This window comes from Komagataeibacter sucrofermentans DSM 15973 (genome assembly GCF_040581405.1).
In the GTDB taxonomy this organism is placed as follows: Bacteria; Pseudomonadota; Alphaproteobacteria; order Acetobacterales; family Acetobacteraceae; genus Komagataeibacter; species Komagataeibacter sucrofermentans.
In genome coordinates, this window is sequence record NZ_CP137157.1 from 986,108 (window position 1) to 1,010,406 (window position 24,299).

Annotated in this window: 25 protein-coding genes, 1 tRNA gene and 1 other RNA gene; 10 read left to right on the plus strand and 17 right to left on the minus strand. The window is 64.0% G+C overall.

All coding sequences use genetic code 11. The annotated features are described in order from the left end of the window. Positions 1-2: 2 nt before the first annotated feature. The 5 genes from R5N89_RS04655 to rnpB form a co-directional block, all read right to left on the minus strand. The gene (locus tag R5N89_RS04655; protein WP_110569244.1) at positions 3-2,006 is read right to left on the minus strand and encodes a penicillin-binding protein 2; all 2,004 of its coding nucleotides are present in this window, start codon (positions 2,004-2,006) and stop codon (positions 3-5) included. Between the two features lie 38 nt (positions 2,007-2,044). After that, a complete protein-coding gene (locus tag R5N89_RS04660) occupies positions 2,045-2,824 on the minus strand; it encodes an ABC transporter permease (RefSeq protein WP_110569243.1) in 780 nt (259 codons plus the stop codon). After that, on the minus strand, positions 2,821-3,822 hold the full coding sequence (gene rsmH, locus R5N89_RS04665; RefSeq protein WP_110569242.1) for a 16S rRNA (cytosine(1402)-N(4))-methyltransferase RsmH: 1,002 nt from the start codon (positions 3,820-3,822) through the stop codon (positions 2,821-2,823). The genes R5N89_RS04660 and rsmH overlap by 4 nt, the downstream gene beginning before the upstream one ends. Continuing rightward, the gene (mraZ, locus tag R5N89_RS04670; RefSeq protein WP_110569241.1) at positions 3,819-4,292 is read right to left on the minus strand and encodes a division/cell wall cluster transcriptional repressor MraZ; all 474 of its coding nucleotides are present in this window, start codon (positions 4,290-4,292) and stop codon (positions 3,819-3,821) included. Before mraZ ends, rsmH begins: the two co-directional genes overlap by 4 nt. Before the next feature lie 322 nt (positions 4,293-4,614). Next, positions 4,615-5,028: RNase P RNA component class A (gene rnpB / locus R5N89_RS04675), an RNA gene on the minus strand. Between the two features lie 93 nt (positions 5,029-5,121). On the opposite strand from rnpB, the gene R5N89_RS04680 reads away from it, so the two are divergent. Further along, positions 5,122-6,078 carry an alpha/beta hydrolase gene (locus R5N89_RS04680; RefSeq protein ID WP_110569240.1) on the plus strand — a complete coding sequence of 319 codons (957 nt, stop codon included), beginning with the start codon at positions 5,122-5,124 and terminating at the stop codon, positions 6,076-6,078. A 68-nt stretch (positions 6,079-6,146) separates the two neighbouring features. Here R5N89_RS04680 and R5N89_RS04685 read toward each other — a convergent pair whose 3' ends face one another. Together R5N89_RS04685 and zwf are read right to left on the minus strand one after the other, a co-directional pair. Then, the gene (locus R5N89_RS04685; RefSeq protein ID WP_110569239.1) at positions 6,147-6,599 is read right to left on the minus strand and encodes a hypothetical protein; all 453 of its coding nucleotides are present in this window, start codon (positions 6,597-6,599) and stop codon (positions 6,147-6,149) included. A gap of 7 nt (positions 6,600-6,606) precedes the next feature. After that, positions 6,607-8,088 (minus strand): glucose-6-phosphate dehydrogenase, encoded by a 1,482-nt coding sequence (gene zwf, locus R5N89_RS04690; RefSeq protein ID WP_110569238.1) that lies wholly within the window; start codon positions 8,086-8,088, stop codon positions 6,607-6,609. 254 nt (positions 8,089-8,342) lie between these two features. Between zwf and R5N89_RS04695 the strand changes: the two genes are divergently transcribed. Both R5N89_RS04695 and R5N89_RS04700 read left to right on the plus strand, forming a co-directional pair. Then, positions 8,343-8,618, plus strand: a complete 276-nt coding sequence (locus R5N89_RS04695) for a DUF2312 domain-containing protein (RefSeq protein WP_061275776.1) — start codon at positions 8,343-8,345, stop codon at positions 8,616-8,618. A gap of 103 nt (positions 8,619-8,721) precedes the next feature. Continuing rightward, positions 8,722-9,396, plus strand: a complete 675-nt coding sequence (locus R5N89_RS04700; RefSeq protein ID WP_110569237.1) for a hypothetical protein — start codon at positions 8,722-8,724, stop codon at positions 9,394-9,396. Positions 9,397-9,481: 85 nt separating this feature from the next. Here the strand turns inward: R5N89_RS04700 and proB are convergent, their stop codons facing one another. The 4 genes from proB to rplU form a co-directional block, all read right to left on the minus strand. Beyond that, the gene (proB, locus tag R5N89_RS04705) at positions 9,482-10,633 is read right to left on the minus strand and encodes a glutamate 5-kinase (RefSeq protein ID WP_110569236.1); all 1,152 of its coding nucleotides are present in this window, start codon (positions 10,631-10,633) and stop codon (positions 9,482-9,484) included. Continuing rightward, positions 10,630-11,667 carry a GTPase ObgE gene (gene obgE, locus R5N89_RS04710; RefSeq protein ID WP_110569235.1) on the minus strand — a complete coding sequence of 346 codons (1,038 nt, stop codon included), beginning with the start codon at positions 11,665-11,667 and terminating at the stop codon, positions 10,630-10,632. The genes proB and obgE overlap by 4 nt, the downstream gene beginning before the upstream one ends. 148 nt (positions 11,668-11,815) lie before the next feature. Continuing rightward, a complete protein-coding gene (gene rpmA / locus R5N89_RS04715; RefSeq protein WP_061275785.1) occupies positions 11,816-12,085 on the minus strand; it encodes a 50S ribosomal protein L27 in 270 nt (89 codons plus the stop codon). A 66-nt stretch (positions 12,086-12,151) separates the two neighbouring features. Next, a complete protein-coding gene (rplU, locus tag R5N89_RS04720) occupies positions 12,152-12,466 on the minus strand; it encodes a 50S ribosomal protein L21 (RefSeq protein WP_061275787.1) in 315 nt (104 codons plus the stop codon). A gap of 244 nt (positions 12,467-12,710) precedes the next feature. Between rplU and R5N89_RS04725 the strand changes: the two genes are divergently transcribed. Further along, a tRNA-Ser gene (locus R5N89_RS04725) sits at positions 12,711-12,800 on the plus strand. A gap of 125 nt (positions 12,801-12,925) precedes the next feature. Here the strand turns inward: R5N89_RS04725 and guaD are convergent. The 4 genes from guaD to R5N89_RS04745 all read right to left on the minus strand — a co-directional run bounded on the left by guaD (position 12,926) and on the right by R5N89_RS04745 (position 18,681). Then, positions 12,926-14,269 (minus strand): guanine deaminase, encoded by a 1,344-nt coding sequence (gene guaD, locus R5N89_RS04730; protein ID WP_110569234.1) that lies wholly within the window; start codon positions 14,267-14,269, stop codon positions 12,926-12,928. Positions 14,270-14,304: 35 nt separating this feature from the next. Continuing rightward, positions 14,305-16,509 (minus strand): FUSC family protein, encoded by a 2,205-nt coding sequence (locus R5N89_RS04735; protein ID WP_110569233.1) that lies wholly within the window; start codon positions 16,507-16,509, stop codon positions 14,305-14,307. Between the two features lie 105 nt (positions 16,510-16,614). After that, on the minus strand, positions 16,615-17,841 hold the full coding sequence (locus R5N89_RS04740) for a UdgX family uracil-DNA binding protein (protein ID WP_110569232.1): 1,227 nt from the start codon (positions 17,839-17,841) through the stop codon (positions 16,615-16,617). A gap of 51 nt (positions 17,842-17,892) precedes the next feature. Continuing rightward, a complete protein-coding gene (locus R5N89_RS04745; protein WP_110569231.1) occupies positions 17,893-18,681 on the minus strand; it encodes a sulfite exporter TauE/SafE family protein in 789 nt (262 codons plus the stop codon). A 212-nt stretch (positions 18,682-18,893) separates the two neighbouring features. Here R5N89_RS04745 and R5N89_RS04750 point away from each other — a divergent pair, with 212 nt between their 5' ends. The 5 genes from R5N89_RS04750 (at position 18,894) to R5N89_RS04770 (ending at position 21,719) form a co-directional block, all read left to right on the plus strand. Then, positions 18,894-19,298 carry a helix-turn-helix transcriptional regulator gene (locus R5N89_RS04750; RefSeq protein ID WP_110569284.1) on the plus strand — a complete coding sequence of 135 codons (405 nt, stop codon included), beginning with the start codon at positions 18,894-18,896 and terminating at the stop codon, positions 19,296-19,298. A gap of 392 nt (positions 19,299-19,690) precedes the next feature. Then, positions 19,691-20,173, plus strand: coding sequence for a MucR family transcriptional regulator (locus tag R5N89_RS04755; RefSeq protein ID WP_110569230.1), 483 nt, complete (start codon positions 19,691-19,693; stop codon positions 20,171-20,173). Between the two features lie 67 nt (positions 20,174-20,240). After that, a complete protein-coding gene (gene sppA / locus R5N89_RS04760) occupies positions 20,241-21,164 on the plus strand; it encodes a signal peptide peptidase SppA (RefSeq protein ID WP_110569283.1) in 924 nt (307 codons plus the stop codon). 27 nt (positions 21,165-21,191) lie between these two features. Beyond that, entirely contained in the window at positions 21,192-21,485 is a 294-nt protein-coding gene (gene ihfB, locus R5N89_RS04765) for an integration host factor subunit beta (protein ID WP_110569229.1), read from the plus strand. A gap of 54 nt (positions 21,486-21,539) precedes the next feature. Next, positions 21,540-21,719, plus strand: a complete 180-nt coding sequence (locus R5N89_RS04770) for a hypothetical protein (protein ID WP_110569228.1) — start codon at positions 21,540-21,542, stop codon at positions 21,717-21,719. Between the two features lie 12 nt (positions 21,720-21,731). Here the strand turns inward: R5N89_RS04770 and R5N89_RS04775 are convergent, their stop codons facing one another. After that, positions 21,732-22,616, minus strand: a complete 885-nt coding sequence (locus tag R5N89_RS04775) for a LysR family transcriptional regulator (protein ID WP_014104779.1) — start codon at positions 22,614-22,616, stop codon at positions 21,732-21,734. A gap of 104 nt (positions 22,617-22,720) precedes the next feature. Further along, positions 22,721-23,677, minus strand: a complete 957-nt coding sequence (gene trxB / locus R5N89_RS04780) for a thioredoxin-disulfide reductase (RefSeq protein ID WP_110569227.1) — start codon at positions 23,675-23,677, stop codon at positions 22,721-22,723. A gap of 144 nt (positions 23,678-23,821) precedes the next feature. Between trxB and R5N89_RS04785 the strand changes: the two genes are divergently transcribed. Continuing rightward, a complete protein-coding gene (locus R5N89_RS04785; protein ID WP_061275817.1) occupies positions 23,822-24,292 on the plus strand; it encodes an Lrp/AsnC family transcriptional regulator in 471 nt (156 codons plus the stop codon). Positions 24,293-24,299 lie beyond the last annotated feature (7 nt).

Sequence of the window (24,299 nt, forward strand, 5' to 3'; positions counted from 1 at the left end):
CGTCATCCCCGCTCGCGCTGGTGGTGGGCGGGCGTGCGCCCGGCTTCATTGCCAGCATGCAGGGCATGGCTGGCGGGCGTGGCCTCGGTTACGTCGCGGGAGGCGTGGGTGCGGGCCGCGGCATGGGGCGCTGCTTCATGCTCGTGCTCATGCAGCCTGGCCGTGCCGGGGTCATAGCCCGGCCCAAGCGCGCGGTAGCCACGCGGTATGGCAGGCCGCATGGGAATGGCCAGCGAGGCCTCGATCGCGGCTTCATGCTGCGTATCGGGAAACAGCCCGAGCATGGGGGCGATGCGCGTGATCATGTGGGCTGCCGTAGGGGCCGCGTTCCAACCCGCCGTGGTCCAGCCATGGGTCTGGGCGGTGGGCTTGGGGCTGTCGAGCATGACGTAGATGGCGTAGCGCGGCGCGTTCATGGGGAAGATGCCGGTAAAGGCCGAAACGTTGACATGCTTGAGGTAGCCGCCATGCGCGCCGATCTTTTCCGCCGTGCCGGTCTTGCCGCCTACGTAATAGCCCGGTGATTCCGCCTTCTGCCCCGTGCCCTTGGCCACGTCGAGGCGCAGGATCTTGCGCAGGATATCGGAATTGGCAGCCGAGATCAGGCGCTCCGCATCCGCGGGCATGGCGGTATCGGCATCGGTAGGGGCATCCGTCGTGGTGGGGCTTTCCGCCGCGACAAGGGTGGGCCGCAGCAGGAAGCCGCCATTGGCCGTGGCCGCCGTGCCGCGCACGATGGAAAGCGGCGGCTCCGCCACGCCATGGCCGAACGCCACCGTCATGGTGGTGGAAACCCCCCAGTTATGCACCGAGGGGATGATGGGCCGCCCGGCCTCGGGCAGTTCGATCGGCACGCGCGAGAAGAAGCCCATGCGCCGCAGCCATTCCTGCTGGCGCGGGGCGCCCGCATCAAGTGCGATATGGGCGGCGGCGGGGTTGGAGGAATAGGCCATCACCTCGGGCAGGGACAGCCACGGGGAAAAATGGTCGTTCTTCATGTCCGAGATGGTGAAGCGGCCGATCTTGATGGGCGTGCTCGAGAAGCTGTCCCAGATATGGGCGATGCCTTCCTGCAACGCCATGGCCACGGTCTGGAGCTTGAAGGTCGAGCCGGGTTCGTACATGCCCGTCACGGCGCGGTTGAAGCGTGAATCAGCCGCAGCGCGGCCAAAGTCATTGGCGTCATAATCGGGCAGGCTGACCATGGTGATGATCTCGCCGGTATGCACGTCCATCACGATGGCGCACGCGCCGATGGCCTGGAACATGTCCATCGCGGATTGCAGTTCGTCATGCACCACGTTCTGTACGCGCACGTCGAGCGACAGGCGCAGGGGCTGGCTGTCACTGTCGAGGCGCTTGTCAAAATACCGCTCGATGCCCGCCACGCCGTGGTCATCGATATCCACCCCACCGAGAATGTGGGCGGCCACGCGGCCCATGGGGTAGCGGCGGCGCTCGCCGGGTTCGAAATAGATGCCGGGAATGCCGAGGTTGTTGATGGCCAGTTCCTGCGCGGGCGAGATGTCACGCGCCAGATAGACGAACTGCTTGTTCAGCAGCAGGCGGCGCTTCGTCTCGGCTTCGTCCAGGCTGGGCAGGGCGTGCTTGAGCCGATGGGCGGCATCGGTTGCATCGATCATTTCCTGCGGGTTGGCATAGACCTGGGCCACTGGCAGCGACAGGGCCAGCACCTGCCCGTTGCGGTCGGTGACCGAGGCGCGGTGCACCTGCGGCAGCACCACGTCGCCCGCGATCATTCCCTTGGGGTCGCTTTTGGGAATGGGGGGTACCTGCGGCGCGATCTGCTGTTGTTGCGGCGGCAGGGGATTGATGATCGTGGCCAGTGTCAGCTTGAGCGCAATGGCTGAAAACAGCAGGCAGAACCCCCCGGCCACAACCACCAGCCGCGCATGCATGCGGTCCTGCGCCATAAGCGTGCGCAGGCTCCCCCCGGGGGAAGCCTGTCCACCTCTGTCTGGCTGGTTGCTCAAAGGGTTTTGCATACGGGTTCCGGGCTACAGGGCCGGTAGGAAAAGGACGATCAGTTGCTGACAGGCACCGGCGGCGGCAGGCTTGTCACATGCGGCGTGCCCAGCGAACTGCCCCCCATGCGGGGTGCTGCGGTGGGGTGCCATGCGGCCTCGGCTATGTTCTGGCTGCGGGGGGGATAGCTCGCGGCGGCCATGCGGGCAGGCGTAATCATGCTCTCACGCGGGCTGGGCGGCAGGTGCACGGGCTCGGCCGCCGCCATGCGTTCGGGCAGGTGGGCGTGCTCGGGGGCAGCGTGCGCAGGCGCGCGCGGCTCGATCTGGGCCATGGCGTGGGCCAGCCCGTCATGCGATGGCGCAGGATCGGCATGGCGGGGGGGCAGGGTAGCCACGGCGCGCTCGACATGGGCGGGCGTTACGGGCGCGGCTATTGCGGGCAGGGTCGCCACGGCCGCATGCACGGGCGAAGGCGTTGCATGATCGGCGGCGAGGGTGGCCACCATCGTCGCGCGGGGGGCGGGCGCGGGGTTGTGCGATGGCACGCCAACAGGCGGCAGGTGGGCGCTGAGCGCCGACATCTGCACGAACTGTGTGGGCGCGACGGGCTGGAGCGCCTTGTCGTAACGGCTGGCCAGAGTGCCCAGCCGGTCGGGCTGGTTCAGCATGGCCCATTCGGCGCGCAGCATGGCGGTCTGCGCGCGGGTGCGCTCCGTCTGCTCCACGATCTGGGCAATCTGGTGGTCGAGTGCTGTGGTCTGCTGTTTCTTGTTATAAAGGAACAGGCCGGATGCGGCCGCCACCATGGCAAAGAAAAGCGTTACAAACCGACTCATGCGGCAGGTTCCGATGCTGCGATGGATGGGGGGGCGATGCATTCCATCGCGCGCAGTCTTGCGCTGCGTGCACGTGGATTACGGTGGGTTTCTTCCGCTCCCGGCCGGATGGGGCGTCCGGTCAGGAGTTTGAATCCGGTTGGCCCCGCGCGCTCGGTCATGGCGCGTGGGTCATGGCGGGAGGGGGCGGGCACGCGGCCTGCCGCGCGCAGCATGGCCTGCTTGACCAGCCTGTCCTCCAGCGAATGGAACGAGACAACCACCAACCGCCCGCCCGGCGCCAGCAGGCCGGGGGCCTGTTCCAGCACGGCGCGGATCTGGCCCAGTTCGTCATTGACGTGAATGCGCAGCCCCTGGAACGTGCGGGTGGCGGGGTCGATGCCAGAACGGTCGGGGCGCACGACCGAGCGCACCACGTCGGCCAGCTGGGTGGTGCGCAGCAGCGGGGCCTCGGCGCGGGCTGTCACGATGGCGCGCGCCACGCGGCGTGACAGGCGCTCCTCGCCATAATGGTAGATGATATCGGCCAGTTCCGCCTCGGGCAGGGTATTGACCACGTCGGCTGCTGTCGGCCCCGTGTCATTCATGCGCATGTCCAGCGGGCCATCCATGCGGAAGGAGAAGCCGCGCTCGGCCTCATCGATCTGGTAGGACGACACGCCTAGGTCGAGCACGATGCCATCCACCTTCGTTACGCCATCTTCAGCCAGCAGGGCCGCCATGTCGGCAAAGCCGCCATGAAGCAGGTGCAGCCGCGTGCCGCCATGCCCATCGGGGAAAGCGGGGGCAAGGGCCTCGCCGCGCGCGATGGCGGCGGGGTCGCGGTCGATGCCCCACAACTGGCAGTTGCAGCTTGCTAGGATGGCGCGTGCGTAACCACCGCCACCAAACGTGCCATCTACGTAACGGGCGCTGTCATGCGGGGCGAGGTATTCCATCACCTCGGCCAGCATCACGGGCACATGGCCGGGGTCGTGCGGGGGGAAGGGGCCGTTCATGACGGTGTGCCCGTGGGGAGTGCGCCCCGGCCCGTGGTGAGGCTGCGGGCGCGCAGGCGGGCATCGGCCCGGCGGGCGGCGGCCGCCTGCGGCTCCCAGATCTGGAAAGTGCGGCCCAGCCCCATGAAGGTGGCCTGGTCGGTCAGGCCAGCATGGGCACGCAGGGATTCGGGCAGCAGGATGCGGCCTTCGCGGTCAGCCTCGAACGGGTAGGCATCGGCATAGAGGGCGGTGGCCAGGTCGTCGTGGTCTTCGGAGGAAATGTCCATTTCATCCAGCGGGCGGGTCAGTGCGGCAAAAGCATCAGCGGGCCATGCCTCGAGGCAGGGATGCAGATGGGACGGACGCAGGATGGCCAGCGGCTCGCCCGATTTGGCCCGGGCACGCAGCGCGGCGCGGAATGCGGAGGGAATGGAAACGCGCCCTTTTGCATCCAGCCGGTTCTGGTGTGTGCCCAGGAATACACTCACGCTGCGCGATGCCCTCCCTCGGCAAATTTCGAAAACCCAGTGCTCAGCCCCCGTGGCGCCTGTTACCGCGCCCCTTCTGACTCTGGTGTGAGCATGGGATAACATGGGATTTTATGGGGGGTCAATTAAAGAAGCAGGAAAGATGGCCGAAAAATACTGTTATTGCAGCACAGGCGGTTGATGCGGCATGTAAAACCGCTCCGAGCGCATGCAATATGGCAGGAATGTGCCTTGTTTATGATTTGTTCTTTAGCGTTAATACTTGTAAACAACTCTGGGTAGAGCGCTCCGCGCAAGGCGGTTGAATCATGGAGTGGGGGAAAATGCCAGACGGTCTGTAAGCCGGGTTCTGTCCGCCCCTTACGGGGCGGGACGATCATTCCTCTGCGATGCGCATTGCTACGCACCTGACGCGACCAACCCGAACGACAGGGCGGAAAAACCCCTGATGGCGCCTTGCGGCCCATCCGCCGTTCCTATTCGGTCTTGCTCCCGGTGGGGTTTGCCCTGCCATCCATGTTACCATGCATGCGGTGCGCTCTTACCGCACCGTTTCACCCTTGCCCCCAACGTCGCCCGCATTGCTGCGCGCGCCGCCGTGAGGGCGGTCTGTTTTCTGTGGCACTGTCCCTAGGGTTGCCCCCGCCGGCCGTTAGCCGGCACCGTTTTTCCGTGGAGCCCGGACTTTCCTCCATCACGCGTATGACCACGTGGCAGCGACCGTCCGACCGTCTGGCATGCGGAAACTGGCGGTGCATGCGCGCAGCGTCAAGCGATAAATGAGGGGCCTGTGTTCTTTCAATTCGTTTTCCTGCCGGAAAGGCGCTCCATGCCCGATTCAACCGCCGCCTCCCGCCCTGGCCTGCTCACCCGCACATTGCTGGGCGGCATGCACTGGTGGCACGCGCGGCGGCGCAACGTCGAGCCGCACACGCTGGAGGACATGCGGCGCAAGCTCAACCGCCCATGTTTTCCCATGGGGCTGTCCTCGCTGCAGGTGCGGCGCGTGATAAGCTGCCGCGTGCCGGGGCGTGACGGGCTGCTGGCCGCCCGGCTGTACGTGCCCTATGGGCGGGTGCATGGGGTGGTGCTGTTCATGCATGGGGGCGGGTATGTGCATTGCGGGCTGAACTCGCATCACGGCATATGCTGCAGGCTGGCGCGGCAGTCAGGGGCGGCGGTGCTGTCCATTGATTACAGCCTCGCCCCTGAAAACCGCTTTCCCCATGCGGTGGAGGATTGCTGGGCGGCGTTGCAGTGGCTGGCGGGCGAGGCGCATCGCTGGGGTGGCCCGATTGCTGTCGCGGGTGACAGCGCGGGCGGCACGCTGGCCGCCGTGCTGGCCCAGATGGCGCGTGACCGGGGTGGCCCGGAACTGGCCATGCAACTGCTCTATTATCCCTCGCTGTACGGGGATCGTGACGTGCCCTCCCGCGAGACCTATGCCACGGGCTACATGCTCTCCACCAAGCTGATGGAATGGTATGCCGAGCAGTATATCCGCACGCCTGACGACCTGCATGACCCGCGGCTTGCGCCCATTTTTGCGCCCTCGCTGGCCGGGCTGCCGCCTGCCGTGATCGGGCTTGCGCAATGCGACCCCCTGCATGATGAAGGCACCGGCTACGCCCACGCCCTGCAGCAGGCGGGCGGGCAGGCCGAAACCCGCACATGGCGCGGCACGGTGCATGGGTTCCTCAATTTCTACGCTTTTCTGCCCGCTGGCCGCGCGGCCATAAAATATGGCGCCCATGCCCTGCGCCGCGTGCTGCGCGGGAACGCGTGAAAAACAGGAAAAGCTTCAGGAGGCACCGCCCTTTTTAAAACAGAGAGCGGCGCCATGACCCCTGAACCTCAAGGCAGCGGGTGGAACATGCCCGGTGATTTCCAGTCGGTCAGCGCCTTCTGGTCCAGCCGGTCGATGCGCAGCGTGAACAGCAGCGGCAGCGTATTGCGGTCACCGGGGCATTTGCCGGAATGTTTTTCCATGACCTGAATGCGGGTTGCATCGGCGGGATCATTGCCGTTGACCACAAAGAGCAGGCAGTCCTTCGCGTCCGCTGTCATGCCGTTATGGGTGACGACGGTGCGGAAGTGCTCGACAAGTGCGGTATTGTCGAACCAGCTCGTGCGCGAGAAGGTCAGCTTGTCAGCAGCCTGGTCCAGCCACCCCATGCGGCCCACAAGGATGACGAGGGCCGCCATGGGGATAAGCATGAGCACGCGGCGGACAATGCGCTGTTTGAGCGTGACCGGCGCGCGCCTGCGGCTCAGGCGCGGGGGTGAGGGCGGGGCGTCATTGCTCATGCGGCGGTTATTTCTTCATGTCCTCGTGCCACAGGTGGCCCGACTGCGAGAGCAGGTTGCGCGCGCCTTCCGGCCCCCATGTGCCAGCGGCATAGGGTTCGAGCGGGGCCTTGTTCTCGCGCCAGCCCTGCTCGATGGGGTCGATCCAGCGCCAGGCTGCGGCCACTTCATCGCGGCGGATGAACAGGATCGGGTCGCCGCGCACCACGTCGAGCAGCAGGCGCTCATAGGCATCGGGGTAGCGGATGTTGAATGCTTTTTCGAACTCGATGTTGATGTCGGCCTGGCGCAGGGCAAGGCTGTCGGTGGGGGTGGGGTCTTTGGTCGAGACGGACAGCATCACCCCTTCATCAGGCTGGATGCGGATGATGAGGCGGTTGGGCTCGGGGTTGTTGGTAAAGATCGAGCACGGGGCCGATTTGAACTGGATCACGATCTCGCTCGACTTTTCCGCCATGCGCTTGCCCGAGCGCAGGTAGAACGGCACGTTGCCCCACCGCCAGGTCAGGATCTCGGCTTTCAGCGCCACGAAGGTTTCCGTCTCGCTGGTCACGCCTTCGCCAAGGTCTTCAAGGTAGCTGCCCACTGTCCTGTCGCCAATGGTGCCGCGCATGTACTGCCCGCGTGAAGTATAGATGGCCACGTCATCGGCGGAGATGGGCTTGAGCGCGTGCAGCACCTTGAGCTTCTCGTTGCGCACGCTGTCGGCCTCGAGCGATACCGGCGGGTCCATGGCCACGAGGCACAGCACCTGCAACAGGTGGTTCTGGATCATGTCGCGCAGCGCGCCCGAGCGGTCGTAATACGCGCCGCGCCCCTCCACGCCCACGGTTTCGGCGGCGGTGATCTGCACGTATTCTATGGCATCGCACGTCCATAGCCGCTCGAACACCGGGTTGGCGAAGCGCAGCGCGATCAGGTTCTGCACCGTCTCCTTGCCCAGGTAATGGTCGATGCGGAAGATGTGATTCTCGGGGAAGTGGCGGCCCACGCTGTCATTGATGGCCTCGGCGCTGGCAAGGTCGGTGCCGATGGGTTTTTCCAGCACCACGCGCGACTGCCCGGTCACCAGCCCCTCGCGGCTCAGGTTCTCGCAGATCTGGCCATACAGCGCGGGCGAGGTGGCAAGGTAGTACACCCGGATGCGCGTTGCGGGCACCGCGTCGAGCAGGGTCTTCAGCGTGGGCCAGTCGCTCTCGGCTTCCGCGCCGTTCAGGCTCACGTAATGCACCATGTTCACGAACCGCTGCACCGTGGCTTCATCCAGGGCTTCGGGCTTGACGTGCTCGTGCAGGGCGGCTGTGGCGCGCTGCTGGTAGTCCGCGCGTGACAGCGGCGAGCGCGCGGTGCCGATGATGCGCGAGGCATCGGGGATCTGCCCGTCACGGTAGCGGTGATACAGCGCAGGCAACAGCTTGCGCATGGTCAGGTCGCCCGTTCCGCCGAAAACGATGTAGTCAAAGGTGTCAACGGGGGGAAGATGTGCCATCGAACGTGGGCCTCCTGCCTGTATCTGGTGCCCCGCATGGCCGGGCGGGCATGCTTGACGTATGCGGACATGACGCGAAAGCGGCATATGGGGTGCAGCTTCGATTACGGCCCGGCTCTCTGGCCTGTCAAGTTGGCATTGACCAGCGGGCGGTGGCGCGATAATCCCGCCGTTCCATCCCGTCGCCTAATGACATTCCCTTCATGTGCGCGCGGGCGGGAACGGCGCAATCACGATATCTGGAGAAACCTGCCATGAATGCTGACAATTTCGAGGCGGACGACAACCCCGCCGCTGTTGGTGGTATCGCAGCCGATCGCCTGCGCAGCATCATCGAACGTGTTGAGCGGCTGGAGGAAGAGCGCAAGGCGCTTGCGGGCGATATCAAGGATATTTTCACCGAGGCGAAGTCGGCAGGCTTTGATGTCAAGGTGATCCGCCAGATCATCCGCCTGCGTAAGCAGGAACCGGCGGAAGTGGAGGAACAGGAAACCCTGCTCGATATCTACCGCCGCGCGCTTGGCATGTAACCGGCCCAGGCTGTAGGATCGTCCCTCCAACGCCCCCGCTGGCCGGTGCGTGGTGGCTGGCCATGGCCGCGCCGGGGCACTGTCCGTTCAGGTTGCACGCTGCATGATGTCGTCGCTTTTTCCACAATGGATGCCCGCCTGGGCGCAGGCCGTGCTGCTGGTGGGCGGCATGCTGTTCACCCTGTTGTGGATGCTGGTGCCGTTTGCCGTGTTTGGCGTAAAGGGGCGGCTCGATAACCTGGCCATCCAGCTTGATGACCTGCAGGCCGAACTGCGCGTGCTCGCCCTTGGGCTGAACGGGCAGCCGACGCAGCCCCCGACCGTGGCGGATGCGCTGGCCGACCGGGTGCCTGCGCCCACGCCTGCTGAAGCAGCGCCCGTTTGGGAGCCCGCACCGCCTGCGGATATGGGCCCGGAGGAGGGTGCGCGCGACATCCCCGCCTATGAACGGCGCGCCCCGCGTGCCCAGCCCGCGCCGCCGCCACCCTCCCGGCCTGTCGAGCGTGCCCCCACGCCCGCACAGCGCAGGCCTGTGGAAGAGGATGACTGGAGCCCGCAGCCGCCGCGTGGGCCATCGCCTGCCCAGCCTTACGTGCCCCGTCGCCCCGAGCCATCATATGACACTGAGGCGGAACCCGGCCTTGCGGACTGGAGCCGTGAACCGGCTCGGCCTGCTCCGCGCGTAACGCCTGCGCGCCCGGTCCGGGCTTCGGTCTGGCCGCCAGAGCGCCGCGCACGCGCCGAGCCAACCCTGCGCTGGCCACCGCGCCCTGAATAGGCGCGGCGTGAGGGTGTTGTTTTTCAAAAAGTTGGAATGGTTCTGAAGCTTTTTGAAAAAGCTTCAGGTAGGAATTCTATTTGTATTAGCCTGTCAGGCTTTCCATTTTGGCCAGCAGCACGAGGTCATCGCGGTGAATCAGTTCATCCGCGCCCTGCCAGCCCAGCAGGGTCTCGATCTCGTCTGACTGGTGGCCCGCGATGCGCCTTGCCTCGTCTGCCGCATAGGCGGCCAGCCCGCAGGCAATTTTCTGCCCGCTCCGGTCCACCACCGCAATCATGTCGCCGCGATCAAACTCGCCGGTCACGTCGGTTACGCCCGCAGGCAGCAGGGAAGAGCCACCTGCCAGCGCCCGCACCGCGCCATCATCAATCACCGCCTGGCCTGAGGGTGTCAGGCTGCCTGCAATCCAGTTCTTGCGTGCCGAGCGGGCATCGGCCGCGGGCAGGAACCATGTGCAGCGCCCGCCATCACGCAGGCGGGCCAGCGGGTGCAGCCCTTCGCCTTTTGCAATGGCCATGGCGCAGCCTGCCTGCGTGGCAATGCGGGCCGCCATGAGCTTGGTGCGCATGCCGCCCGAGGAATAGCCCGGCGGGGGCGCGCCACCCATGGCCTCGATGCTGGCGGTCAGTTCTGCAATCACTGGCAGGTGCCGGGCATCGGGGTTGGTGCGGGGGTCGGCGGTGTACAGCCCGTCGATATCCGACAGCAGCACGAGCTGGTCGGCATTGATCATCTCGGCCACGCGCGCGCCAAGGCGGTCGTTATCGCCAAAGCGGATCTCGGTGGTGGCGATGGCGTCGTTCTCGTTGATGATCGGCACGCAGCCCAGGCCGAGCAGCGTGTTGAGCGAGGCCCGCGCATTGAGGTAGCGGTGGCGGTTCTCGGTATCATCGGGGGTGAGCAGAAGCTGGGCCGCTGTTATGTCGAAGCGCGAGAGCGCATCGGTCCAGGCCTGCGCCAGGCGGATCTGGCCAACGGAGGCGGCGGCCTGCTTTTCCTCCAGCCGCAGCACGGGGCGTGTCAGCCCAAGCTGGTGGCGGGCCAGCGCAATCGCACCAGATGAGACGACAACCACTTCCGTGCCCTGCGCGCGCAGGGCCGCGATGTCCTGCGCCACGCTATCCAGCCAGGGCTGGCGGGGAGCCGCCTGCTGTGGGTCCACGATCAGGGCGCTGCCAATTTTTATGACAACGCGCCGCGCATGGCTGAGCTGGGGCAGGGCGGTCTCGGTCATGTCCCGGGGGTCTCCGCTTTGCGCTGTTCGGCCTGTTCGGCGCGGTCGCGCGTTACGTAATCCTGCAGGCGGCGCAGCACGGTATCGACATGCATGTGCGCAACTGACGACATGGTCATGACCTTCTGCCCACATGCCTGCTCAAGGGCAGTGACGCGCTCCTCGATTTCCTCGGGCAGGAGGGCATCGATCTTGTTCAGCACGATGATCTCGGGCTTGTCGGCCAGGCCGCCGCCATATTCGTGCAGTTCGTGGCGGATGGTGCGCCATGATTCGACCACGTCTTCCGCCGTGCCGTCGATCAGGTGCAGCAGCACCGCGCAGCGCTCGACATGGCCTAAAAACCGGTCGCCAAGCCCGCTGCCTTCATGCGCGCCCTCGATCAGGCCGGGAATGTCGGCAATCACGAATTCTTCCGTTACCGACAGGCGCACCACGCCAAGCTGCGGGTGTAGCGTGGTAAACGGATAATCCGCGATCTTGGGCTTGGCCGCCGATACGGTGGACAGGAAGGTGGACTTGCCCGCATTGGGCAGGCCAACCAGCCCCACATCGGCAATCAGCTTCAGGCGCAGCCACACCCAGCGTTCCTCGCCCGGCCAGCCCTTGTCGGCCCGGCGCGGGGCACGGTTGGTGCTGGTCTTGAAGTGCGCATTGCCGCGCCCGCCATCACCGCCACGGCACAGAAGCAGCCGCTTGCCCGCCTCATCAAGGTCGCCGAGCATGGTCTCGCGGTCTTCATCAAAGATCTGGGTGCCGATGGGCACCTTGATCACCACCGTCTGGGCGGCAGCGCCCGTGCGGTCGGAGCCTGCGCCATTGCCGCCCTTGCGCGCACGGAAATGCTGGGTGTAGCGAAAATCGATCAGCGTGTTGAGGTTATCGACCGCCTCGAAGATGATATCGCCGCCACGGCCGCCATTGCCCCCGTCCGGACCACCAAATTCGATATACTTCTCACGGCGGAAGGCCACGACACCGTCGCCCCCGTCGCCGGATTTTACATAGATTTTGGCCTGGTCAAGAAACTTCATTGCCTGCGATCCGGTTGGGGCGAGAATGCGTGCCCCGTGTGCATGCATGATACCAGAAAATGGCGTGCTGGCGTCATACGAAAAAGGGGGCGGCCAGAATGACCGCCCCCTTCAATTCGGGTAATCCCGTAGTGATAAGGCGTATGCCTTATTCCGCTGCCAGCGGCAGGGCTTCCACGGAAACGTGCACGCGGCCTTCAGCGCGGCGCACGAACTTCACATGGCCATCCACCAGGGAAAACAGGGTGTGGTCGCGGCCAACGCCAACGTTCACACCGGGCTTCATCTTCGTGCCGCGCTGGCGCACGATGATGTTGCCTGCGATGACGCTTTCGCCACCAAACTTCTTGACGCCAAGACGACGCCCGGCGCTATCGCGCCCGTTACGGGACGAACCGCCTGCCTTTTTTTGTGCCATTGCCTGAACTCCTTAAAACTGAAATCTCTGATCTGACCTGCCCGGGCGCATAAGCCCGGATAGGGATCAGGCGGCGTTGATCGCGGAGATGCGCACCACGGTCACCGGCTGGCGGTGGCCATTCTTGCGGCGGCTGTTCTGCCGGCGGCGCTTCTTGAAGATGATGACCTTGGCCAGGCGGTCCTGCGCGATCACGGTTGCCGTGACGGTCGCACCCTTGACGGTCGGCGCACCAATGGTCGTGCCGCTTTCGCCGCCAACGGCGAGAACCTGATCGAACGTGATGGTGGCGCCGGCTTCGGCTTCCAGCTTCTCGACCTTCAGGACGGCATCTTTCGCAACGCGGTACTGCTTACCGCCGGTACGGATAACTGCAAACATTCTCTATCTATCTTTCCGATCTCTTGGCGTGCGCGGCATTGCGGGAATGCAGGCGGCACGGCCCAGTCGCTTTTTTATATTGGCCACATTGCAGCGGCACCCCGTCCGCGCGGGGTGAATGCGGGCTTTTACTGGCTGAGGGGGGCGAGGTCAATATTTTTATGGCGCCGTCGAATAGCTAAAAAAGACCCCTTGCGCGGGGGCGCGTGCCACCCTATAAGCCGCTGCATCACCGCGTGCAGTTGGAGAGGTGCCGGAGCGGTCGAACGGGGCGGTCTCGAAAACCGTTGTGCGTGCAAGCGTACCGTGGGTTCGAATCCCACCCTCTCCGCCACTGCATCGCGTGTGTTTTTCCCAAAGCATAAAAGTTTTTGATAAAGTTTTTTCAGAAAGCTTTGGATGAATGCCGCCTATTTTAAAATAGGCAGCACCCATGAACTTCGCCTTGCTGGCAATCCCTTAAAGTGTAGCGTCCTCTTTGCAGTCATGCACCTTCGTGCCGCCTGCATAGGTTGCGCGGATGCTGCGGTCATCGCCCAGCATCATCAGCGTGAACAGCAGGTCGGCCGTGCTGTCGCACATCTGTGTCCGCAGGGCCTGCAGGGGCGTAGCCTTCGGGTCGAGAATGCACAGATCGGCGTCCATGCCCGCAGCTACCGTGCCGATCCGTCCCTCAAGATGCAGCGCCTCGGCGCCGCCGCGTGTCGCCAGCCAGAAAGCCTGTACGGGGTGCAGGCGGTGGCCGTTCATCTGCGCGATCTTGTAGGCCTCGTTCATGGATTGCAGGTGCGACAGGCTGGTGCCCGCGCCAATATCGGTGCCCAGCCCCGTGCGCACCGGGCGTTTTGCATCCATCACATCAAACAGCCGGAAGGACCCGCTACCCAGGAACAGGTTCGACGTGGGGCAGTGCGCCAGCGCGCAGCCGCTTGCATGGCAGCGGCACAGATCCTGTTCATCCACATAAATGCCGTGGCCCATCACGCTGCGCGGGCGCACCAGGCCTGCGCGGTCATACACATCAAGATAGGAGCGGCTGTCGGGGAAGAGTTCCTTCACCCAGGCAACTTCCGCCCGGTTCTCGGCCAGATGGGTCTGCATGAACAATGTATCGTCCTGCGCCAGCAGCGCGCCTGCCAGTTCAAGCTGTTCTGGCGTGCTGGTGGGGGCGAAGCGGGGGGTGACGGCATAGAACTGGCGGTTTTTGCCATGCCAGCGTTCAATCAGCGCGCGCGATTCATCATAGCCGCGCTGGGCGGTATCGCGCAGGAAGTCGGGCGCGTTGCGGTCCATCAGCACCTTGCCCGCGACCATGAGCGTGCCGAGGCGGGTGGATTCGGTAAAGAACGCATCGACCGATTGCGGGTGCACGGTGCAGTACACCGCTGCCGTGGTGGTGCCGCAGCGCAGCAGTTCGCGCAGGAAGGTGCGCGCGATGGTGGTGGCGTAGGCCCCATCGGCAAAGCGGCGCTCGGTGGGGAAGGTGTAGCGCTCCAGCCATTCCAGCAACTGCTCGCCATAGGCCGCGATCATGGGCAGTTGCGGGTAATGCACATGCGTGTCGATAAACCCGGCCGAGATCAGGCATCCCCGGTAATCGGCCACGTCGGTGCCGGGCGGCAGGTGGGCCAGCGTTTCGCTGTAGGGGCCGGCATGGGTGATGCGCCCGTTGGTGATCAGAACCAGCCCGTCAGGTTCCTCCACCAGCGCATCGGCAGGCGGCATGAGGAACGGGTTGCCCCGAAAGGTGACGATATGGCCGCGTAGGGCGGTGTGGACCGGGGGTGTGGGGGCAGGGGTCATGTTGGCTCCATCTCCCTGCCGGTCCGGGCGTCGTGTCAGGACATCTCGCCGGTGCGGTAAGGCTGGGAGGCATCAAGGAAGGCGGCGTTGGCACCGAGTTCATAGGAAATGACCAGCAGATACGCAATGGCGCGGGTGATCTCGATGCGCGATGTGATGTTGCCTTCCGTCGCCTCCAGCCGGCGCAGGCTGCGCGTGGCCCCGCGTGCCACGCGGGCGGTGCGGCCAAAACGCCCGTACCGCCCGCTGAACTGCGACATGCGGTTGAGGAACAGCTCGATGGCCCGGTCCGCAGCCGGCGGCAGTTGCCCGCGTTCGAGCACCGTGCGCAGCCGGATGATGTTCAGCCCGATGGTCATGGCCGAGAGCGTGCCCTGCAGGTAGGCCTCGATGGTGGGGGTGGGCGTGGGGCCTGCATGGCGGATCAGGCGGGAAAAACGGTCGGTATTGCGCCCGATCCATGACTGCGTGCGCGGCATGGGCTGGGCGGAGGCCAGGTGGCGCAGGTCATGCAGCGTGCGGTTGCGCATGCGCCAGCGTTCTTCATCATTATCGAAGGGCAGTACCGCGCGGAAGATCAGCACCGCAAAGCCGATGCTGCACAGCAGCGCGAAGGAGGCATTGAAGTATGCAATCTCGTTCAGGCGCGTCTGGTTGCCCGGCCCAACGAGGTTGGGCAGGAACAGGCAGTACGAGGCGGCGGCCCCCGCCGTGGCCGGGTTGCGCGCGGCAAGTCCGCCCGCAATCATGGGCAGGGCCAGGGCTGCGGCCAGCATTTCGAATTCCGCGGGTCGCGGCATGACCAGCATCACCAGAAAGCCGGATACCAGAACCGCCCAGCACGCCCCGCGCAGGAAGTTCATGGTGCCCACCACCGGGTTCTCACGCGTGGCGAACAGGCCGCATGTCACCGCGACCATGGTGATGAAGCCGATGCCGTTGGCCCAGGCCGTGACTTCCCATATCAGTGCCGAGGCGCCGATGGCCACGGCGGCGCGGATGCCGTTATAGGCGGCTTCCTTGAAGTCACGATGCGCTTCGATGCGGAAATGGAAGTGATCGCCACGGATCTCGTGCTGGCTGGCATCGAATTCGGCAATGGCCTGCTCAAGTTCGCCCAGCAGTTCATCAAGCGCGTTGTGCAGGATGCGGCAGTTCAGCAGGTCGTCCACCTCGGCGGTCGCGGTGGTGGATTCCATGCTGATTTCATGGCTCAGCGCATCAATGATGCGCTGGCGGCACACGCCGCGCAGGTCCTGCAGGTCCTGCTGGATGTGCGGAATTTCGGAATCGTTTTCCAGCCGCGCGGGCACGCCAAGCAGGAAGGTACGGGTGAGCAGCGAGGTCTCGGTAAACTGCTCGTTGGTGGTTTCCAGCGCCTTGATGCGCGCCATCATGCCCAAACCGCGTGAAAGCAGAACCGACACGGCGGCAAGGGCCGCGCGCGCATGGTCGCCTTCATGCCCGTGCGGGCCCATCTCGACTTCACTGAACTCGATCTGGTCATTGATGCTCAGGATGGTGCCAAACAGGGCGCGTGAGCGCACGAAAGCGGCATCATCGCCCGCGAGCAGGTTGGCCACGGCATCGGTGGAACTGCCCAGCGCCATCTGGATCTTCTGGCGCATGTTGCGCCGCGCGCTCGAGGCGAGGTTGTGCGCGAACAGCACCGCCACCAGCGTCTCGCACGTAATGCCCAGCACGATGTAGGACGTGCGCGACATGGTGATCATGAAGATGTTGTCGGGGTCGCGCGTGGCGGCGAGCGCGATGATGGCGCAGGTATAGCCCGACAACACCAGCGCGTAGGAGCGGAAGTTGCGCACCAGGGTTGCGCACATGCAGCACAGCCCGATCCACAGGCTGATGGCGGGAAAGAACAGCCATGGCGCCTGCGGAAACGAACAGACCAGAATGACCGCGCTGATCGCCCCGATGGCGGTGCCCACCAGTCGCCACCGCGCCTTGGAAAGGCTCTCCCCGCGCGAGCCCTGGGCTACGATCCATACGGTCATGGCGGCCCATGGCGGGTCGTCAAGTTCCATCCACATCGCGATCGTCAGCGCCATCAGGGCTGCGACCGTGGTGCGCACGGCAAAGCCGAGCGCTTCAGGCGTGGGGGCGTAGAGCCATTTCAGGCCGCTCATGCGCGCATAGCCTGGCGCGCGGATGGGGGGGAAATGCTTTCCGCTGAAAAGACGGGTCAGGAAAGAGGGCAGAAGATTGAGGTCTGCAGGCACGATATACGGCTTCCGGCGGCAAGGGGCCCTCTACCCATAGCCCATCTTGGCATAACGTAATGGTGTTGCGAGTGCATATCAGGCATCGGCTTTCCTCGTGACGGATTATGTCACGGCAGGGGCAAGGCGGCCTGCGGCCAGGCGCAGGTCGTTGACAAAGCGGTCATATTCACGCGTCCGCGCGGCTTCATCGGGCAGGCGCAGCAGGTAGGAGGGGTGAACCGTCACGAGTCCGTCTGATCCATCCCCCATCGGAATGATGCGCGAACGCTCGCGGCTTATGGTAACGGCGCGCCCCAGCAGGGCCGATGCCGCCGTGACGCCAAGCATGACCACCACGGCCGGGCGGATGATGCGCCGCTCGGCGGCAAGCCACGGGGCGCAGGCGGCGATTTCCGCCGGGCCTGCCTTTTCATGGATGCGGCGCGTGGGGGTGCGGCGGAATTTGAAGTGCTTGACCGTATTGGTCACGTAAGTGTCATCACGCCCGATTCCGGCTTCGAGCAGGGCGCGGTCGAACAGTTGGCCTGCCGGGCCAACAAAGGGGCGGCCGGCGCGGTCTTCAATATCGCCGGGCTGTTCGCCCACGAACATCATGCGGGCTGCCTCCCGGCCTTCGCCAAACACGGTCTGGGTGGCATGGGCGGCCATGGGGCAGATCAGGCATGTTTTTGCCGCCAGCGCTACCGCGCGCAACGACGTGATGCGGGCAATATCAAGGTCCGGCACCATGGGCAGGGCGGGTGGTGGCAGGCTGGTCGGGTCAAGCGGTTGCGGCGCCTGGCCGGGGGTTTCGCACAGCATTTCCTGGCCGGTCCAGCGCAGCGTGCGGTCGGGCATGTCAAGCTGCCAGGGGGCGAAGGAGCGTTGCAGGGTCAGGAACCGCGCATTGCTTTCTGGCACAAGGTCGAGCGTATCCACGCGACCCTGATACGGGGTGGTGCCATCGTGGCTGGGCAGAGCCCTGCGGATTTCATCGCGCAACTGCCGGGTTTGCGTGATGACGTCTTCCTTTGTCCCTGCCATGCGGTCTGCTGCATCTTCGCCCGTCGGCACGCCCATGACATGGTCATAAACCAGCGTGTAGGCGAGGGCGAAGCGGTCGGGCAGGGCGGACTGCACCATTATGGCCGCAAGGTCCATGATCGCGCGCGGCACGGTGAAGCGCGCGGCCGCCGGGTCTGGCGCGGGCAGGGCGGCGGATTCGGTATCGATTGCGATCCGCCATGTAATGTCGGCGGGCGGAGTATGACGCCCGGCAAGGCTGCGCGTGGCTGATCGCCAGCCCGCAAAGTCGGCTTCATGGGCAAGGGTGACGGTTGCGTGGGGCATGATGGCGGTCTCATCGCGGTGGCGGGCAGGCGCAGTAGCGCCCGCGCGGTGTCAGACAAGGCCCATGGCCCGCGCGCTGCGCCACATCATGTAGACTGCCACGATAAAGATCAGGCATGCAAAGATCAGCCGCAGGCGTTGCGGCTGGCGGCCCAGCCTGCGTGCCGCCAGTGTGCCGCCCAGTCCGCCAACCATGCCGCTCGCCACCAGTATGGCCGCCATGGGCAGATCAACCATTCCGGCCACGGCGTAGCTGAGTGATGTGGTCAGCCCGAAGGCGCACACCGCCACCAGCGAGGTCGCGATGGCGTTGAGCATGGGCATGCCTGTTGCCGCCAGCAGTGCCGGCACGATCAGGAAGCCGCCGCCAATACCGAAGAAGCCCGAGCAGAATCCTGTCGCCACGCCATAAAGCAGCACGGGCATCATGGTGGTGCGCTCGGCGGGGGCAGGGGGCTGCGCGCCGGTGCTGCAGCCGCGCGCCATCAGCCCGCCAACGCCCAGCATGACCAGCGCGAACAGGAACAACAGGTGCTGCCCGTTGATGATCTTGCCGCACGCAGCCCCCACCAGCGCGCCGCCCACGCCCGCGCTGGCGAACAGGCCCGCGCATCTCCACCGCACGTTGCCCGCCCGGGCATGGCTGGCGAGGCTGAACAGGGCATTGACCGTGACAGCGACCGCGCTGGTGCCGATGGCGCGATGGGGGTCAGTCATGCCAACCACGTAAAGCAGCAGCGGCACGGCCAGGATGGAGCCGCCACCGCCCACAAGCCCGAGCGTGAAACCGATGATGCCGCCACTGCCCAGACCGAGAGCGACCTGAGCCAGATCAGCCATGGGGCATGATGGGGCGCTGGGGTGGGCGGCTGGGGGTCATGCGGTCAGTCCGGTTTGTGGCATGTGAAGCCTGATAAATAGTTTATTTTTTTAGTATATTATGTATGTATTTTATCAAGCGCTATATTCCTCGCATGCGGCAGGTTGCTGTTGCGCGGGGCGCGAATATGGTACAGCACGCGCACAAACCGCCAGCTGAGAGGGGATATCCCATGCCAAAAATGCCCAGAACACGCGAAGTGGCCGAAAGCCTTGTGCAGCGCCTGCGGCTTCTGGCCCAGCCTCAGCGGCTTATGGTGCTGGCCTGCCTGCTTGAGGGCGAAAAGAGTGTGGGCCAGATCGAAAGCGAGACCGGTATCGGCCAGCCGACCCTGAGCCAGCAGCTTGCGGAACTCCGGCGCGCGGAAATTGTTATAACCCGCAAGGAAGCCCGGCAGGTCATTTACAGTATTAAAGATAGTATGGAGGAGATGCGCGTGCGCCTGATCTGCGCCGTATGCGATCCGGATTTCGACATGGAGCGCCTTGCAGGGCTGGTGCGCCGGGGCGCAGCGGGTCCAGGCCCCACCAAGGATGAACCATCGGCCTGCTTTGCCCGTATATTTATGGAATCGTAATGGCGCGGCTGAAGGCGCGTTTCAAAACAACATATTGATGGAAGCAATAAAGGTTTCTTCCGGGATGCTGTCTTTGTTCAAAATGGCGGCATTTCCCGAAGCGTTCTGAAAAAAGCATCTCGCAAAAAACGTCCATATGATGGCTGAAGGTTTTGCGGCGGGGTGTTTTCGGCACATTTTGAATCAATTTTATACAAATAAATGCTTTCAAACGGCGGCGTTATTTAATACTGGCTATTCCATATAATATAAGAGGTATAGGTGATTAGAATAAGCGTATTCGGTTCAATGTCCTGTATTGTATTCAGAAGTCTGTCCGTATATGTAAGCGTAATGAAGGATCGTGAATAAATCACGAAATTTTATTGTAAGTTAAATAAGGTGCAAAGATCATGTCTGATACTGAACAGGACTTCTCGTGTCTGGAACTGACCGCGCAGATCGTGTCGGCGCATGTTTCCAATAACAGTGTCGGTGCCGATGTGCTGCCTGACCTGATCCGTAATGTTTATGCTGCACTGTCAACCGTGGGTCGTCCGGCGCAGGAGCCCGAAAAGCTTCAGCCCGCCGTGCCCATCAAGCGCTCGGTGTTTGCCGATTACATCGTCTGCCTTGAAGACGGCAAGAAGCTCAAGATGCTCAAGCGCCATCTGCAGAGCGCCTATGGCATGACCCCCGACCAGTACCGTGAGCGCTGGGGCCTGCCGGCCGAATACCCCATGGTCGCCCCCAACTATGCCGAGCGGCGCTCAAGCCTCGCGCGTGAGATCGGGCTTGGCCGCAAGATCACCGCAGCATCCGCCGCGGCAGCCGCTGCGGAAGCCGGTGGGGCGGAAAATGGCCGCGGGCGCCCGGGCCGTCGACGCAAGGCATGATACGGGTCTGTTTTAACGTCTGATCCTGTTCTTCGGTATGGGCGGTATCCGTGGTATTACCCTGACCATGGATACCAGCCCCGATATGTCTATGCACGCTACGTCACGCCGCCGCCAGCTTCTGCTCTGGCGGGGGGGTGCCGTGGCTTTTTTTGTTCTTGCCTGCCTGCTCGCCGTAAGCCGGTCGGGTGGACTGGCCGGCCACGCCCCGCATCTTGTCCACCTCAAGCTTGGTGGGGTCATTGGCGCTGATGAGCATGAGAATGTCGAGGCGCTGAAAAAGGCGGCGGATGATGCCTCGGTCAAGGGGCTGGTGCTTGAAGTCAACAGCCCTGGCGGCGCGGTAACGGGTGGCGAGGTGCTGCATGATGCCGTGGCGGCCTTTGCGCGTCGCAAGCCGGTTGTCGTGTCCATGGGCAGTGTTGCGGCTTCGGCGGGGTATATGGTGTCTGTGCCTGCCAGCCGCATTTTCGCCAACCGCTCCACCCTGACCGGCTCGATTGGCGTGCTGCTGGAATCGCCCGATGTTTCCGGCCTGCTCGAACGGGTGGGCGTGCATGTGGACCAGCTTGTATCCGGCCCCATGAAGGGCCAGCCTTCCGCCGTGCAGCCGCTCTCGCCGCAGGGGCGTGAGATGTTGCAGGGCGTCATTGCCGATCTTTACGGTTTTTTCGTTACCGTCGTGGCGCAGGACCGGCACATGCCGCCCGAGCGCGTGCGTGAACTGGCCGATGGCCGCCCCTATACCGGCCAGCAGGCGCTCGGGCTCGGGCTTGTTGACCAGATCGGCTCGCTTGATGATGCGCGGCAGTGGTTGCTCAAAACCACGCATCTGCCCGACAGTGCGCCGGTGACCGATATCGGGCCGCAGGCAACCGGGGTCAACTGGCGGCACTGGATCGCGGGTGTGCTGTCAGGGGTGCCGGGTGCGGAAATGTTGTTGAAGGAAAGTAGTATGCTTGACGGGGCCGTTGCGATCTGGAAACTATAATTTCTTGTTTAATTTGAGGGGAACAGGATGACCAGATCGGAATTGATCGCCGAGCTTGCCGCAGCCCGCCCCCATATCCCCCTGCGGGATGTGGAACGTATCGTTCAGGTCATCTTTGCTGAAATCAGCAATGCCCTGATGCACGGTGACCGGGTGGAATTGCGTGGCTTTGGCGCATTTACCGTCAAGAAGCGCGATGCCCGCACCGGGCGCAACCCCCGCACGGGAGAGAGCGTATCGGTGGATGAGAAGGTCGTGCCCTTCTTCAAGGCAGGCAAGGAACTGCGCGAACGCGTCAATTCAGCCCCCGCTGCTGATTGAACGAGGCGGCGGGCATTCTGTTTTTTTAACGATTTATTGAAACAGAGAAAAAGGATGTTTCCGGGTGTCGCCTTTTTAAAAGGCGGCGTTCTTTCAGGCTTCTGGCAAAAAGGGGACCCGGAAATTTCCAGCGTGATTGCACGCTATGGCGTCGTGCAGGACTGGCAGGCAGTCATGCAGTGGCGCCTGTCATGTCGCGCGCATCACCCGACCGGACTGAACCGGCGCGGGTGATGCCATGCGCGCTTAGTGGCGGGCGTTGATTTCCGCGAGCAGGAAGTCACGGAAAACGGCCACGCGCTTGGAGGTGCGCAGTTCCTCGGGGTAGACGAAATAGGCATCTACCGTGGGCAGCGGCACCTCGGGCAGGATCTTGACGAGGTTGGGGTACTGCGACGCCGCATAAAGCGGAATCGAGCCAATGCCGATGCCAGCCGCAATGGCGCCCGCCATGGCGGCGAGGCTGTTGACCTCAAGGCGGGCCTGGCGACGCTCATCGGATGGCACGCCGGTCTCGGCCAGCCAGTTGATGTGCGGCACGGGCGGGTGATACCCCCCGAACAGGATCAGCTTGTGGGCGTTGAGCTCTTCCAGCGTGCGCGGCGTGCCGTAATCGTTGAGGTACGACTGCGAGGCATAGATCGGCAGCGGGAAGTCGGCCAGGTGCCGCTGGATCAGGTCCGGCTGGCGGGGTGGATGCATGCGCACGGCCACGTCGGCCTCGCGCATGCCCAGATCAAGGTCGTTATCTTCCAGGATCAGGGTAATCGAAATATCAGGGTTGGTTTCCATGAACCGGTGCAGCCGCGGCGTGAGCCAGCAGGTGCCAAAGCCGGTTGTGGTGGTTACCCGTAGCCGACCGGCCGCCTTTTCCTTGCTTTCCGTCAGCAGGGACTGGGTCATGGCGAGCTTGGAGAAGACTTCCCGAACCGTCTGGTTCAGCGTCTCGCCCTGCTCGGTCAGGATCAGCCCCCGGGCATGCCGGTGGAAAAGAGGAACCTGCAGCGCTTCTTCCAGGGCTGAAATCTGCCGCGATACCGCAGACTGGCTCAGGTTAAGCACGTCGCCGGCATGGGTGAAGGACCCTGCCTCGGCTACAGCATGAAATATCCGGAGTTTATCCCAGTCCACGCGTTGACTCCGCTTTCTATCTTATAAAGGGCGCGCCAAATGTTATGACACTAGGGGTTGTGGTGAAGGAAATGCTGGGGCAGGTCAAGGACTCATGCAGTCCTTTACTGACCGGTGGCAAGAAAGCGCTCGGCCTCGAGCGCTGCCATGCAGCCGGTGCCCGCCGCCGTGACGGCCTGCCTATATATCTTGTCCTGCACGTCACCTGCGGCAAATACGCCTGGCACCGAGGTGCGCGTGCTACCGGGTGCCGTGGTGATGTAACCATCCGTATCAATGGCCACAACATCACGAAAAATTGTGGTGTTCGGGGCATGGCCGATGGCAACGAACACGCCATCCACGTCGATATGACTGGTTGCGCCCGTAACCGTGTCGCGCAGGTCCGCCCCCGTGACCACGGCTGGCGTGCCGCTGCCGGTAATGCGTTCGACCGCCTTGTTCCACAGTACCGATATCTTGGGGTTGGCATGCAGGCGGTCCTGCAGGATCTTTTCCGCCCGTAGGGTGTCGCGGCGGTGGATCAGGGTAACGTGGCTGGCATGGTGGGTGAGGTAAAGGGCTTCCTCCACCGCCGTGTTGCCGCCGCCAATCACGGCCACGCGCCTGCCGCGATAGAAAAAGCCATCACACGTGGCGCAGGCCGAAACGCCGCCACCCTGGAATTCCTTCTCGCCCGGCACGCCAAGCCATTTGGCCTGGGCGCCCGTGGCGATGATGACGCTGCGCGCCTCGTACACCGTGCCGGAATCGCCCGTGGCGTAAAAGCGGCCACTGCCGTCCTTGCGGCTGAAATCGCAGGAAACGATGATGTCATCCATCATGCGCGTGCCGACATTGCGGGCCTGCTCGGCCATCTGCTCCATCAGTTCCGGCCCCTGTATGCCCTTGGCGAAGCCGGGATAGTTCTCGACATCGGTAGTGATCATGAGCTGGCCGCCGGGCTGCAGCCCCGCCACGAGAACGGGCGAAAGACTGGCGCGCGCGGCATAGATGGCGGCGGTATAACCGGCGGGACCCGCGCCGATGACAAGCAGGTCGGTAGAAACGGTCTGGGGCATGAGATCGGGAAAACCTATCGTAGCGTCATAATTTCCTTTGGTATGGTCGTCCACTGGCGTCCGTGCAAGGGTTGGAGTAGAAAGTGCTTCATTATCGTGGCACCCGGTCCGGCGGTTGCCCCCTTGTCGAGAGATGGAATGTGCATGGCGGAACGGATGGCTGATCTGGATGCGATTGATCGTCGGATTGTGGCCGAACTTCAGCTCGACGGACGCATGACGAACGTGGAACTGGCGCGGCGTGTCGGTATTTCCGCGCCGCCCTGCCTGCGCCGCATGCGCAGGCTTGAGGAAGACCACGTGATCCGTGGCTACCATGCCGATACCGATGGCGCGCGGCTGGGCTGGTCGATCACGCTTTTCGCTCTGATCGGCCTGGACAGCCAGAAGGAAACCGTGCTGGCCGCCTTCGAGGCGCAGGTCTCGGCCTGGCCGGAAGTGCGCGAGTGCCACATGATTCGCGGCGGCGGCGACTTTCTGGTGCGGCTCGTGGCGCGTGACGCCACGCATGAAAACCTGCTGACCCGCCAGTTGACCGAAGCCACCCACGTGGTGCGCGTGCAGACACTCCAGACCATCCGCACCAGCCTCAACCGCCCTGGCGTGCCTGTGTGAAGGCAGG

Bases quoted from the DNA above. Each gene is read 5' to 3' on its own strand.
- R5N89_RS04655 (WP_110569244.1), bottom strand. From the start codon at position 2,006: ATGCAAAACCCTTTGAGCAACCAGCCAGACAGAGGTGGACAGGCTTCC.
- R5N89_RS04660 (WP_110569243.1), bottom strand. From the start codon at position 2,824: ATGAGTCGGTTTGTAACGCTTTTCTTTGCCATGGTGGCGGCCGCATCC.
- rsmH (WP_110569242.1), bottom strand. From the start codon at position 3,822: ATGAACGGCCCCTTCCCCCCGCACGACCCCGGCCATGTGCCCGTGATG.
- R5N89_RS04680 (WP_110569240.1), top strand. From the start codon at position 5,122: ATGCCCGATTCAACCGCCGCCTCCCGCCCTGGCCTGCTCACCCGCACA.
- R5N89_RS04685 (WP_110569239.1), bottom strand. From the start codon at position 6,599: ATGAGCAATGACGCCCCGCCCTCACCCCCGCGCCTGAGCCGCAGGCGC.
- zwf (WP_110569238.1), bottom strand. From the start codon at position 8,088: ATGGCACATCTTCCCCCCGTTGACACCTTTGACTACATCGTTTTCGGC.
- R5N89_RS04695 (WP_061275776.1), top strand. From the start codon at position 8,343: ATGAATGCTGACAATTTCGAGGCGGACGACAACCCCGCCGCTGTTGGT.
- R5N89_RS04700 (WP_110569237.1), top strand. From the start codon at position 8,722: ATGATGTCGTCGCTTTTTCCACAATGGATGCCCGCCTGGGCGCAGGCC.
- proB (WP_110569236.1), bottom strand. From the start codon at position 10,633: ATGACCGAGACCGCCCTGCCCCAGCTCAGCCATGCGCGGCGCGTTGTC.
- obgE (WP_110569235.1), bottom strand. From the start codon at position 11,667: ATGAAGTTTCTTGACCAGGCCAAAATCTATGTAAAATCCGGCGACGGG.
- rpmA (WP_061275785.1), bottom strand. From the start codon at position 12,085: ATGGCACAAAAAAAGGCAGGCGGTTCGTCCCGTAACGGGCGCGATAGC.
- rplU (WP_061275787.1), bottom strand. From the start codon at position 12,466: ATGTTTGCAGTTATCCGTACCGGCGGTAAGCAGTACCGCGTTGCGAAA.
- guaD (WP_110569234.1), bottom strand. From the start codon at position 14,269: ATGACCCCTGCCCCCACACCCCCGGTCCACACCGCCCTACGCGGCCAT.
- R5N89_RS04740 (WP_110569232.1), bottom strand. From the start codon at position 17,841: ATGCCCCACGCAACCGTCACCCTTGCCCATGAAGCCGACTTTGCGGGC.
- R5N89_RS04745 (WP_110569231.1), bottom strand. From the start codon at position 18,681: ATGGCTGATCTGGCTCAGGTCGCTCTCGGTCTGGGCAGTGGCGGCATC.
- R5N89_RS04750 (WP_110569284.1), top strand. From the start codon at position 18,894: ATGCCAAAAATGCCCAGAACACGCGAAGTGGCCGAAAGCCTTGTGCAG.
- R5N89_RS04755 (WP_110569230.1), top strand. From the start codon at position 19,691: ATGTCTGATACTGAACAGGACTTCTCGTGTCTGGAACTGACCGCGCAG.
- sppA (WP_110569283.1), top strand. From the start codon at position 20,241: ATGGATACCAGCCCCGATATGTCTATGCACGCTACGTCACGCCGCCGC.
- ihfB (WP_110569229.1), top strand. From the start codon at position 21,192: ATGACCAGATCGGAATTGATCGCCGAGCTTGCCGCAGCCCGCCCCCAT.
- R5N89_RS04770 (WP_110569228.1), top strand. From the start codon at position 21,540: ATGTTTCCGGGTGTCGCCTTTTTAAAAGGCGGCGTTCTTTCAGGCTTC.
- trxB (WP_110569227.1), bottom strand. From the start codon at position 23,677: ATGCCCCAGACCGTTTCTACCGACCTGCTTGTCATCGGCGCGGGTCCC.
- R5N89_RS04785 (WP_061275817.1), top strand. From the start codon at position 23,822: ATGGCGGAACGGATGGCTGATCTGGATGCGATTGATCGTCGGATTGTG.